This is a genomic window from Pseudomonadota bacterium (assembly GCA_022361155.1).
In the GTDB taxonomy this organism is placed as follows: domain Bacteria; phylum Myxococcota_A; class Polyangia; order Polyangiales; family JAKSBK01; genus JAKSBK01.
The window spans coordinates 1-12,134 of the sequence record JAKSBK010000402.1; the positions used below are offsets into that span (position 1 = coordinate 1).

Genomic DNA, 12,134 nt, shown 5'->3' on the forward strand with positions numbered 1-12,134 from the left:
AGGCGCCGGTCCTCGCACTGCTCGGGATTGGGCGTGGTGAGCAGGCCGTCGCCGTAGAAGATCGAGTTGGCTCCGGCGAGAAAACACAGCACCTGCGCCTCTCGGCTCAGGGCGGTTCGACCCGCGGACAGCCTGACTCGGGCTTCGGGCAGCATGAGCCGGGCTGTCGCGCACATGCGCGCGAGATCCAAAGGGTCCACCGGTGGCCGGCGGGCGAGCGGCGTTCCCTCGACCGCGACCAGCGCGTTGATGGGCACGCTCTCGGGCTGCGGCCTGAGGTTGGCCAGCGTCACGAGCAAGCGACAACGGTCGTCGACCGTTTCGCCCATACCGATGATCCCGCCCGAACACAGCGAGATCCCCGCATCGCGCGCGCGCTGAAGCGTCGCGAGACGCTCGTCGTAGGTGCGCGTGGTTACGATCTCGCCGTAGAACGCGCGCGAGGTGTCCAGGTTGTGGTTGTACGCGGTCAATCCGGCGTCCGCGAGCCGCTCGGCCTGCGCGTCGCTCAGCATGCCCAGGGTGGCGCAGGCTTCCATACCGAGCGCCCGGACGCCCCGCACCATGTCGAGGATGCGCTCGAACTGTTGGCCGTCGCGCGCCTCGCGCCAGGCAGCCCCCATGCAGAAGCGGGTCGCGCCGCCGGCGCGGGCCTGCTTGGCCCTGCGCAGTACTTCGGCGGTATCGAGCAGCCGCTCGGACCCGACGTGGGTGTTGTGGTGTGCGCTTTGCGGACAGTAGCTGCAGTCCTCCGGGCAGCCGCCTGTTTTGACCGACAACAGACTGCACAGTTGTACCGTGGTCGGATCGTGGTGCTCACGATGCACGCGCTGCGCAGAGTGGATCAGCTCCGGCAGCGATTTGGTGTACAACTGTTTGGCCTGTATGAGGGTCCAGTCGTGTCGGGCTTCCATCACTTAGACGCCATCGATACCAGGGGACGCGCGCCAGGTCGAGCGGTCACCGCGCCTGCTCCGGCAGCGTGCCAGCGCCAGGGGTCGGCGGGCCTTCATGAATGAAGGGCGTAGCGACGCACAGGCTTCGGATCAGGTCTTGCGCGAGCGGGAGGAAGGGCCGGGGGAGGCACCGGAGGAAGGGCCGAAGGCTGGGCGGCGGCTGCCTTGGCGAGCGCGCCTGGCCGCAAACGGAGTCGCCGACCTGGCTCAGGCTCCTGTGCTGAGTGCCCTGGCGACCGTGGCGGCCTTCGTGGACCTGGCACTCAAGCGGGTTGTGCTGCCCCCGCTGAGCGGCCGCGTCGAGCACGGTCTGCTGTTGCGTGCCCATCGCTGGGGCGACTTTGCCAGCAATCTTTGTGCCGTCGCGGCGGTCGCCGCAATTCTTGCCGGCCTGGTGGTGTTCGTTCGGAGCGATCGCCACACCAACCTGCTTCGCCGCGTGATGCTGGCCTGCTTCGGGGCGATGTTTCTCGCCACGGGGGCCTTCGCCGCGGTCGGGCCCCAGTATGTGGGCTCCATAGGGCAGCTCGTCCGCTTCGGAACCGGCGCCGCCAACGTCCTCGGTGTGCTGGTCATGATGATCGCGCTGCGCAAGGTGGAGCGCCCCATGAGCCGTGTGGTCGCCGGCGGGGCCGCCCTGGTGGCGAGCTTCTCGCTGCTGGCACAGGTCACGGAGCTGTTTGGTCGCCGCAAGCTCAGCGCACAAGCGCTCGGGGCCTATGAAGTGCTTCGAGGCCTTGGCGAGTGCTGCTACCTGGCGCTGCTGGTAGCCGCAGCCGTGCTGTTCGTTCCGCGCGGTCGCGGCTGGCGCGATCGCGTTGCGGTCGGCGCGGGCGGTGTTCTCGCGGGGCTGGCGGGCACGGCCGCCTACATGGCCCAGGCCCAATTCGGCCGCGACTATCGGCTGCTGCTGTACCACGCGCAGCGCGTGGCCTGGTTTCTGGACTCGGCAGTCGGGCTGTACGTCGTGCCCCTGGGTATAGGCATAGGCGGGGCCCTGGCAGCCCTGCTCAGCTGCGAGCGGGTGCGCGTGCAGGCCGGGATGGGGATGACGCTGTTGCTCTCGGCCGGGTACGCGCCCCGTGCGCCCGGCCGGCTGCTGATGCTCGTGCTCGGCATGATCCTGCTCGCGCGAGCACTGATCGCCCGCGAGCAGCCGCGGGCTAAATCCGGATCCGCTTCCACGAGCCCCCCCGAAACCTGAATGCCATGACGAGGGTCAGCAGCAGCGCGTACGTGGCGGCCGCGCTCCACACGCCTAAAAGCCCCCCTTCGAGCGTGAGGCCGAACAGGTACGCGCACGGGACCATGCATCCCAGATGCAGCGCGAACTCCACCATCATCACGAAGCGCGTATCGCCGGCCCCGAAAAGCGCCTGGGTCAGGATCATGCCCGCCGCGATCAGCGGACCGCAGGCCCCGGCCAAGCGCATCGAAGGAGTCCCCACGCGGATCACTTCCTCCGAATCGTTGAATACGGCGATCAGCGCCTGCGGAAACGCGACTTCGAGCGCCCCGACGATGCTGAAGGCCAGCACGCCTATTTTGACGCTGCTCCAGGCGTAGCGCTCGGCGCCATCGGGGTCGCGCGCTCCGAGGCTCTGCGAGACCAGCGTGGCGGTGGCCACCCCGAAGGCCATGCACGAGAAGAAGCTGACGCTGAGCACGTTGATGATGATGGTGGTGGCGGCTCCGTAGACGGCCTCGGTGCCTCCCCGCTGCAGGTAGTCGGCATCCAGGTGCTGTACGATTTGACGAAAGACGAAGAATCCGGTCATGACGACCGTGGTGGCCACACCCGACGGCGTCGAGATCCGCGCCAGCTCACGCACCATACCCGGCGAGAGCAGCCGTACTCGGTAAGGGCGATAGATCCGCCGATCGGACGGCCGCAACGTGAACACGATCATGACCCCGAGGCCGACCCAGGAGGCAACAGCAGCCGCGACGCCGGCACCCTTGACGCCGAGCTCGGAAAACCCCCAGTTGCCGAAAATCAGTGCGTAGCACAGGAGCAGGTTGACGATGTTCATCACCACCGCGGCCACGAAGTGCACATAGGTCCGGCCCGTTCCATCGTAGAACGCCTTGTAGGCCGCGGTGACGACCATCGAGGTCACGCCCACGAAGCGCCACTGGGTGTAATCGACGCCGAGCTCGATGTAGTTGGGGTCGTCCGACAGGTATTCGTACATGCTCGGGATCGCGAGCCAGCACGCTATGGCAGCCGCGAGGCTGGCTACTGCAGCCAGGGTGCTCGCGTTCAGCAAGACAGCGCCCGCCGCACTCTTGGCTTGCTCGCCCATGCGCCGCGCTACCATCGCCTGGGTGCCCACGGAGATGGCGGAGAAGAACCCTCCGACAGCCCAGAGCAGCGTGAGCGCGTGGGTCAGCATCCCCTGGCCGTTGCTGCGAGCCGGCTCCTCGAGCTGCCCGATGAACCACGTGTCCACGATGTTGACGGCCGTCTGCGTGAGAAAGGCCAACATCGCGGGCACGGCCAGGAACAGAATCCGGCGCGTGTCGGCAGCCGAAACGAAAATGCTCTTGGCAGCACGGCTGGCTGCGGCTGTGGTCACGAGCGGCCGCACTGTACGGACGACGGATGCCGTTGACAAGCACAAGGCGCTGGACTAGCTCAGCTTCCACGCGCTCCAGGGTCAACTCGCAAGCCTACGAGAGGGAAGCACCGTGCAACCACAACTGAGGGCTCGACCGAGGCAAGACAGCCAATCCGCTGACATCACGTTCGCCGCCGCGCCGGCGGCATGGCTCAGACCCGCCGGGTCGTTCAGCTCGGCGACCATGGCGTTGCTGTCCAGCCTGGTTTTTGGTTTGGCAGCCTGCGGGCCGGACTATCCCAAGTGCGACGATGACAAGGACTGCCACAAGGGTGAGTTCTGTGTGAACAAAATGTGCCAGAAGTGCAGGGACAGCGGCGACTGCGGTCCAGGCCAGGAGTGCAGCGGAGGACGCTGCGACGACATCGAGGGCTATTGCGCCGGCGACGGTGACTGCGCACACGGACAGGAGTGCAGCGACGGCCGATGCATCGACAAGCTCGAGCCGCCCGATCCCGAGCCCGAACCGCCGCCCCCGCCCGAAGAGCCGCGCTGCTCGGTGCAGTCGGTGTACTTCGACTACGACTCGAGCGAGCTCACGGCCGGCACCCGTGATCGTCTGAGCAGCAACGCTCGCTGCCTGGGTACGCGAGGCTACCGGAACGTGCACCTGACCGGGTTCACCGATCCTCGCGGCACCGAGGAGTACAATCTGGCGCTCGGTGATCGGCGGGCTCGCTCGGCCAGGCAGTACCTGCAGTCGTTTGGCGTCGACGCCCATATCACGACTTCGTCCATGGGCGAAGAGATGGCGCGGGGCATGGATGAATCGAGCTGGGCGGAGGATCGCCGGGTTGATTTCGACGCGCGCTGAGAGCCCCGTGTCGAGGCGTCGGTTCGAAACGAGGCCGCCGGGTGGGCTCATGATCCTGCTGCTGCTGCCTTGGTGCTTGAGCGGATGCTTCTTGTGGACGACGCGTGGCGAGGGGGATTTGCTGCGCCAGAGCACGGATACCCACGCGCAGCGCCTGGAGGCGCTCGACCAGCGCATCAGCAAGCTGGAGGCCGGGCTGGTGTCCGAGCAGGAGCGGCTCGCCACCCAGATCACGCAGCTGCAACAGGTCCTCGACGAGGCTACCGCCGTGCTCAGGCGCAACAACGCCGATGTGGGCGCAGAGGTCCAGCAGCTCAAGGAACAGCTGGCCGCCGTCGAGGGCCAGCTGGCCGAGACCATGCATCACATCGACAACGCCGCACGCGAAGCGGCGAGCATGCGAGGGCAGCTCGAGCAGCGTCTCGACAAGGTCGCACGCAAGGCGGGGCTCGATATGCCGATCGACGAGAAGGAGATCCCCAAGGACAAGGTTGCCCACTACACCAAGGCCTACAGGGCCTTTCAGAACAACGAGCATTCGGTGGCACGCGCCCTGTTCAGAGCGTACATGGAGCGCTACAGCGACGACGACCAAGTCGACGACGCACAGTATTGGATCGGCCTGAGCTACTTGAGTGCCCACCGGCCTGCGACGGCCCTGGGCGAGTTCCAAAAGATCATCAAGAATCACTCGAAGAGCAACGTGATCGACGATGCGCTTTACGGCATGGCGGAATCTTTTTGGCAGCTGCATGCGTGCACCGACGCCAAGAACGCGCTGGCTGCTCTGCTGAAGCGCCGGCCGCGCAAAGCCCTGCTGCAGCAGGCCAAGCAGCTGCAGCGCCAGGTGCAGCGCGCCAAGGGCGGCTACTGCACGTCGTAGTGCTCGATTCGCTGGCTCGCGATGTGATTTGCGCGCGGACATGAAGCAGGCGCCCGACCCGGAGGTTTTTGTCGAGATAGAAGGCCGAGTGCGCGAGCTCTACGAGGGCATGCTCGATCCTATCGCCGCTCGCTTCGACTTCGAACCCTCGCCCTCTGGGCAGACATCGGGCACTCCGCTCGTGCTGTTTCTGGGCAACCACTCCTCGGGCAAGTCTTCGTTCATCAACCACCTGACGGGCGAGCAGCTGCAGCGTACAGGCATCGCGCCCATCGACGACGGCTTCACGATCCTTGCCCATGGTGACAAGGTCGAGGATCGCGACGGCGCAGCTATCGTCACCGATCCCGACTTGCCATGGGGCGACCTGCAGAAGTTCGGGCCTCAGCTCACGAGCCACCTGCGCATGAGGCGCCTCCAAAACCCCAAGCTCCAGGGGATCGCGCTGGTGGACTCGCCCGGGATGATCGATTCCGCGGACGCCAAGATCGACCGCGGCTACGATTTTTCGGCGGTTGTGCGCTGGTTCGCCGAACGCGCCGACGTCATCCTGCTGCTCTTCGACCCGGACAAGCCAGGTACCACCGGTGAGACGTTGCAGGTGCTCACGCACGCGCTCACGGGCCAGGATCACAAGCTTTTGTTGATCTTCAACAAGGTCGATCGCTTCACGACCATGCGCGATTTTGCGCGCGCCTACGGTGCCCTGTGCTGGAACCTTGCCAAGGCCATCCCGCGCAAGGATCTGCCGCACGTCTACAACACCTACCTGCCCTCCGTCGAACGTCCCGTGCCGGCCAAGAGCATTCCCCTTGCCGACTTCGATCGCTCGCTCGACGAGGTGGCGGCCGAGGTGCAGCGGGCTCCCTACAGGCGGCTCGACAACGTGATCAGCCATCTGTACGAGTACACCCGGCGCTTGCGCCTGCACACACAAGTGCTGACCCAGCTGAGCCGCGAACGGTTGAAGCACAAGCTGCACACCTGGCTTGCCGGAGGCGCCATCGCGCTGACGGCAGTGCTCGCCATCAGCGCAGCCTATGCCTGGGCTGGCGAGACGCGCTGGCAGTGGATAACCGGCTTGCTGCTCGTGGCCGCCGCTGCCTGTGCCGGCACGTACGGCGTGCACGTTTGGCAGCGACGTGCGCGCCAGAAGACCCTATCGCTCGAGGCTCTGTTCGAGCGCGCGTTCTCGCGCGAGCTGGCCCTGGACGACGAAGCCGACGACCTGCGCGCCCTGTGGCAGGCTGGCCGCGAGCGCGTAAACCGCGCTCTGCTCGCCCAGGGTGCTCACCCGCCTCGCCTGCGCAGCTACGAGCTGCGCTGCATCTCCCAGATCCTCGACGAACAAGTACCCGAGCTACGCGCCTATGCCAGCGATTTCCTGAGCGGCGGCGCAGAGCGGCCCGCAAGCTAAGGGCCCGCGGAAGAATAACTCATCCATCTCACCGGTTCCGACCACCGCTGGCTATGTTGCGCCTCCTCCAAATATCCCCAATATTCCTCGTCGATGCGCCTTGCCAACGGTGCCCGGCCCTCGGCGATACAGACGAGTTATTCTTCCGCGGGCCCTAAGGAGTCGTGGCCGTCCTGGGCGGCAGGGACAAAGCGATGCCGGTAAGCCATTCGTCCATCACGAGACTCGCGCGGCCGGGGATCTCCAAACCCGCCACGAGCCTGTTCGTGGCCGTCTGGTCTGGGCTCGGGTTGTGCGGCGGATGCCAGGACCCTTCCGGCAGCCAACGTGAGCCCGGCGTCGAGGCACACCCGGCGCAACCAACAGCACAACCGACCCCCAAGATGCAAGGATCGCCGCGTGCGAGCGCGCCGACCCTGAAGTCGACGTACCGCGTGCCCGCACCCGAAGTGGTCCAGATCGTGGACGCTGACCCAACCCCTTCGGTGGTTTTCGACCACGCGCACACGCGGGCGGCCATTGCTTCCTACCCCGCGCTGCCTCCGATCAGGCTGCTGGCACGTCCAATGCTGCGTCTGGCCGGGGTGCGGATCGATCCCGATTACGGGCAGCGTCGCCGCACGCGCTTTTACGATTCGATCCGGTTGAAGAACGTGCTGGATGGCAAGCAGGTGGCCGTCCGTGTTCCCGAAGGCAGCCAGCTGAGCGCTCCGAGCTGGTCCCCTCGGGGCACCCACGTCGCGTTTACGATCACCGCGGACGACGGCGTCAAGCTCTGGGTGGCGGATGCGCTCAGCGGACACGCCAAACAAGTCCTCGACCGGCCGCTGAACGCCACGCTGACCGAAGGGTTTGTGTGGCTGCCCAAGGGCGACGGCCTGCTCGTCTGGGCGCGGCCGCAAGAGCGCGGTCCAAGCCCAACGCGCCCGAGCCAGCCGATCGGGCCGATCGTCTCCACGACGTCGGGGCGCAAGGCCGCCAACCGCACCTACCAGGACCTGCTGCAGGACGAATTCGATGAGCTGCTCTTCGAATACCATGCGCGCAGTCGCTTGCTCGTGGTCGAGCTGGACGGAAGCAGCCGCGCCTTGGGCGATGCCGGCATCTTCACGCAGGCGGATGTGGCGCCGAATGCCGAGCATGTCCTGGTGCAGCGGATAAAGAGACCGTTCTCGCGCGTGGTTCCCTACTATCGCTTTGCGCGCAGCTACGAGCTCTGGCCGTTCGTCGGGCCCGGAAGACCGAAGGTGCTGGCACAGCTGCCCAAGGCCGAGGAGGTCCCGATCCAAGGCGTGACCACCGGCATGCGGGCTGCGCACTGGCAGCCAACCGCGCAAGCCGCCCTGATCTGGAGCGAGGCACTCGACGGCGGCGACCCGAACACCAAAGTCGCGCATCGCGATCGGCTGATGCGCATGCAAGCCCCCTTCGAGGATGCCACGGAGATCGCACGCGCGCCTCAGCGCCTAACGCGGGTCGCCTGGCTGCAAACCGAAGGGCAGTACCTGGTCAGCGACTACGACCGTGATCGGCGCTGGACCACGACGGTGCTGCGAGACCTGAACCGGCCCGATCTCGCACACGTGCTCTTCGATCGCTCCGTACACGACCGCTACAGGGATCCCGGTATGCCGCTGTATACGCGCCTGGCCAACGGCCAGCACGCGGTCAAGGTAGACCGAGGACGGATCCTGCTGAGCGGCAAGGGAGCCAGCCCCAAGGGCGACCGTCCCTTCTTGGACCAATGCCGGCTCCAGGACGGGCACACCACGCGCCTGTTTCGTTCGCCCGTGGGTGCATACGCCCAGGTCGTGGGTCTGGTCCAAGACGACCCAACGCGCTGGATCGTGCGCAAGGAGACCCCCAGCGAACCCCCCAACTACCACCTGTGGCAAGGGGACCATCGCACGGCCTTCACTTCGTTTCCGCATCCTCACCCCAAGCTGAGCACGATCAGCAAGCAGCTCTTGCGCTACAAGCGCAAGGACGGCGTCCCCCTTTCAGGGACGTTGTATCTTCCCCCGGACCACCGGCCCGGGGACAGGCATCCGCTCGTGGTTTGGGCCTACCCGCGCGAATACAAGGATCGCAGCGTGGCAGGACAGGTACGTGCAGCGCCCACGCGCTTCACTCGCCTCGCCAGAACCTCGCCCTTGATGTTCCTCACGCAGCGCTATGCCGTGCTTCACCGGGCGGCCATGCCGGTGGTGGGCGAGCCCGAGACGATGAACGACACGTTCGTGCTTCAAATCAGCGCGGCGGCCGAAGCGGCCATCGAGGCGGTGGACAAGCTCGGCGTAATCGACCGCGACCGTGTTGCGATCGCGGGTCACTCCTACGGGGCTTTCATGACCGCCAACCTGCTTGCGCATACCGATTTGTTCCGTGCCGGCATCGCACGCTCGGGGGCTTACAACCGCTCGCTCACGCCCTTCGGGTTTCAGAGCGAGCGCAGGACCCTGTGGGCCGCGACCGACACCTACGTGAGCGTGTCGCCGCTGTTCTCGGCCGAGAAGCTGAACGAACCCATCCTCTTGATCCACGGCCAGATCGACAACAACTCCGGCACCTTTCCGCTGCAGTCGAAACGGCTCTTCCACGCGCTCTCGGGCCTCGAGGGTACCGCTCGCCTCGTGCTTCTGCCCCACGAGTCGCACGGCTACCGGGCACGTGAGTCGGTACTGCACGTGCTGGCGGAGTCCTTCGACTGGCTCGACAAGCATGTCAGGCACGCGCCCGCACGCAGCAGCGCTCGCGCCAAACGCGCCCACCCAGACAAGCACAAGCCCGCGGCCCTGCGAAAGTCTCGGCGCTGAGTCCCCGAGCGGCTGCTCGGGCGATCCTCGTGCGGGCCGTCTTGCCTGCTGCACCATCGGGTGCGATCAAAGGTGGGATTTGCACACTTGATCGATTTCGGTTTGCAGGCGGTTTGTCGAGCTCCGGGAGTCTCCACAAAGTGCAGATGGCGGACTTGACTCACCGTGCGCCGGGCCTATGCAGAACTTGGAGGACGGGCGCGAGCGAGGTTCACGCAACAAGAGAACGGGGTCTGCACAAAGAGAGGTCGATCATGCGCGTACCGCTTTGCCACCAGCTCGTAATGTTCCCGCTGATAGCCGCATGCGGTGGAGATTCAGGCCCGCAGGGTATTATTCCCGCGGGAAGCGGTGGAGCCGGCGCAGGCAGTGGCTTGTCGTGCGATCCATGCACCGTTTCGGAGCTTGCGATCAGAGACGGCTTGGAGCCGTGTTGCACAGCAGCGAACGAATGTGGCTTCGAATTCCACGGCGCGACCGAGTGCGCAGCTCGCGGCCAGCCCGGCACGCAGAGCGACGTCTGCCAACCGCTCGTACAGGGCCTGACGTTTGGGCTTGCGGGTTGCTGCATGATGAACGGCATGTGCGGTATCGACTTCACGCCGCTGGATCCGAACTTGGGCTGCGTAGACCGCACGAAGTTCCTGCACCAAAAGGCTCAGCCCTGCATGTGAGCAGAGCTACTTGCACACCTGATCCTTGTCGTCGCACGTGTAGCCTGGCGGACATGGCTTGATGACCGCGATCAGCCATAGGCTCCATACAGCTACGGTCGTCCGCACACGTGCTGGCACGAAGCACCCACGCTTGGAGTATAGCAAGACCCGACTGACTGGGGCCTGAACAGGTACCGCGAACCTCGTCAGCCCGCCGCCGGCAGACCCCTGCGCGCGATCCCTTCCATCACGTTGCAGAAGTGATCCAGCTCTTCGATTGTGTTGTGAAGGCTCGGGCTCACGCGGACCCCCTTGAGCGCCGGCACGCGCTTGGACACGTTCGCGGTCAGGATCCGGTGCTTTTGCCATAGATGCTCGACGATCGCAGCCGGCGGCAGTTCCCGTATCTGCAGCGTCGCAATGGCGCAGCTCATCCGAGGGTCCAGCGAAGTGTGCAGGCGCACTCCCGAAAGAGCGCGTAAACGCTTGGCCCAATAGTGCGTCAGGTAGCGCAAGCGCTCTTCCTTTCGCTTGGCACCGATCCCGTTATGGAAGGCGATCGCCTCACCGATAGCGAGCGGAGTCGCAGGTGCGGTGCCGATGGCCTCGAACTTGCGCACGTTGTCGATCAGGTCGGGCGATGCAGGCAGGAGCGGCCAGGTCTTTTCGATCTTGTTCCTGCGCACGAACAGCATGCCCGTACCCTTGGGCGCCATGAGCCACTTGTGCAGACTGGTGCCAAAGTAATCGCAGCCGAGGTCGGCCTGCTTGTAATCCAGCTGTCCGAACGACTGCGCGCCGTCTACGATGACCTCGATACCGCGGGCATGAGCGAGCTCACAAATGCGCTTGACTGGAAACAGCTGACCCGTGAGGTTGACGGGGTGAGACACCAGGATCAACTTGGTCCTGTCCGTCAGGCCTCGCTCGAAAAGCCGGACCAGGGCCCCTGGGGAACGGGGCGGAACCGGCACATCGACCTTCTTGACCCGGATTCCGTCGCGGCGGCGACGTTGCTCCAGCGCGTTCAGCATGGCCCAGTACTCGTGCGTCGTCGTGAGCACCTCGTCGCCGCGCGCCAGCGGCACGCCGAGCAGCACTATCTGCAGCGACTCGGTGGCATTGCGCGTGATCGCGATCTCCTCGGCGCCGCATCCGAACAGCCTCGCCAGCTTTGCTCGAACCACCTCCATGCGCGGCCCTCGCGTCGTGAACGCTGTATGCGGCGGCACCTTCTCCTGCTCCCAGATGTGGTCCACCACCGCGTTGGTGACGATGCGCGGACAGGGACAGACGCCCGCGTTGTTCAGGTTGATCACGCTCCGGCTCACGCTGAACGCCTGGCGTATTTCCCTCCAGTAGGTCTCGTCCCGCGCCAGACGCCTGGCATCCGCTCCCCTGACCCTCTCGTTTGCCTTGGCGACCCGCGCGCGGCTGGCTACCCCCAGCAGCACACCCGCCGCCGCTTGCTCGATGAATTCGCGACGTCGCAGCGCTGCTCCATGCATGTCCTCGATGCCTCGCACTGGACGCCTCGCAACGTTCGGTGGCCGCTGCCTTTGGCTGAGCAAGGCTGCCGGTGGTAGCGGCGAGCCCCTTACAGCGACTCGAGGTAGGCTACCAGATCGTCGAGCTGCGCGGGCGAGAGCCGCGAGGTGCGACCGTGCTTATCGCCACCGCCGCAGGCCTTATCGAAGCGCTGCTTCAGGCTCTGGGCGCATCCGTTGTGCATGAAGGGTGCACGGTAGGCGATAGCGCGCAGCGACGGCACCTGAAAGAGCTCGCCTGGACGCCCCGTACCCACATCCTGGCTCGAGTTATCGGTCAACTTCGGCCCCGAGTGGCAGGTAGCGCAGGCGAGGTCGGCGGAGGCGAAGAGCCCGGCGCCGCGTTTGACCGCCGGATCGGCCTGCGAACGAGGCGCGGGCTTGGGCTCGAGCGCAAACAGCCAGTCCCGCAACGCCTCCATGC

10 protein-coding genes are annotated in these 12,134 nt (G+C 65.8%); 6 read left to right on the forward strand and 4 right to left on the reverse strand.

Translation table 11 applies throughout. The annotated features are described in order from the left end of the window. On the reverse strand, positions 1–914 hold a 914-nt coding region (gene bioB / locus MJD61_15655; GenBank protein ID MCG8556702.1), incomplete at its 3' end, for a biotin synthase BioB. Positions 915–1,011: 97 nt separating this feature from the next. Between bioB and MJD61_15660 the strand changes: the two genes are divergently transcribed. Next, the gene (locus MJD61_15660; protein ID MCG8556703.1) at positions 1,012–2,160 is read left to right on the forward strand and encodes a hypothetical protein; all 1,149 of its coding nucleotides are present in this window, start codon (positions 1,012–1,014) and stop codon (positions 2,158–2,160) included. Here the strand turns inward: MJD61_15660 and MJD61_15665 are convergent. Next, the gene (locus tag MJD61_15665; GenBank protein MCG8556704.1) at positions 2,120–3,535 is read right to left on the reverse strand and encodes an MATE family efflux transporter; all 1,416 of its coding nucleotides are present in this window, start codon (positions 3,533–3,535) and stop codon (positions 2,120–2,122) included. The two genes, MJD61_15660 and MJD61_15665, sit on opposite strands and share 41 nt — an antisense overlap. A 112-nt stretch (positions 3,536–3,647) precedes the next feature. On the opposite strand from MJD61_15665, the gene MJD61_15670 reads away from it, so the two are divergent. The 5 genes from MJD61_15670 (at position 3,648) to MJD61_15690 (ending at position 10,181) form a co-directional block, all read left to right on the forward strand. After that, positions 3,648–4,391, forward strand: a complete 744-nt coding sequence (locus MJD61_15670; GenBank protein ID MCG8556705.1) for an OmpA family protein — start codon at positions 3,648–3,650, stop codon at positions 4,389–4,391. Between the two features lie 7 nt (positions 4,392–4,398). Continuing rightward, positions 4,399–5,274, forward strand: a complete 876-nt coding sequence (locus MJD61_15675; GenBank protein ID MCG8556706.1) for a tetratricopeptide repeat protein — start codon at positions 4,399–4,401, stop codon at positions 5,272–5,274. Between the two features lie 40 nt (positions 5,275–5,314). After that, positions 5,315–6,691, forward strand: a complete 1,377-nt coding sequence (locus tag MJD61_15680; protein ID MCG8556707.1) for a dynamin family protein — start codon at positions 5,315–5,317, stop codon at positions 6,689–6,691. A 194-nt stretch (positions 6,692–6,885) separates the two neighbouring features. Beyond that, positions 6,886–9,507, forward strand: a complete 2,622-nt coding sequence (locus MJD61_15685; protein MCG8556708.1) for a prolyl oligopeptidase family serine peptidase — start codon at positions 6,886–6,888, stop codon at positions 9,505–9,507. A 254-nt stretch (positions 9,508–9,761) separates the two neighbouring features. Then, positions 9,762–10,181, forward strand: a complete 420-nt coding sequence (locus MJD61_15690; GenBank protein MCG8556709.1) for a hypothetical protein — start codon at positions 9,762–9,764, stop codon at positions 10,179–10,181. A gap of 188 nt (positions 10,182–10,369) precedes the next feature. Here MJD61_15690 and MJD61_15695 read toward each other — a convergent pair whose 3' ends face one another. Both MJD61_15695 and MJD61_15700 read right to left on the reverse strand, forming a co-directional pair. After that, positions 10,370–11,671, reverse strand: a complete 1,302-nt coding sequence (locus tag MJD61_15695; GenBank protein MCG8556710.1) for an aminotransferase class V-fold PLP-dependent enzyme — start codon at positions 11,669–11,671, stop codon at positions 10,370–10,372. 89 nt (positions 11,672–11,760) lie between these two features. After that, on the reverse strand, positions 11,761–12,134 hold a 374-nt coding region (locus tag MJD61_15700), incomplete at its 5' end, for a c-type cytochrome (GenBank protein ID MCG8556711.1).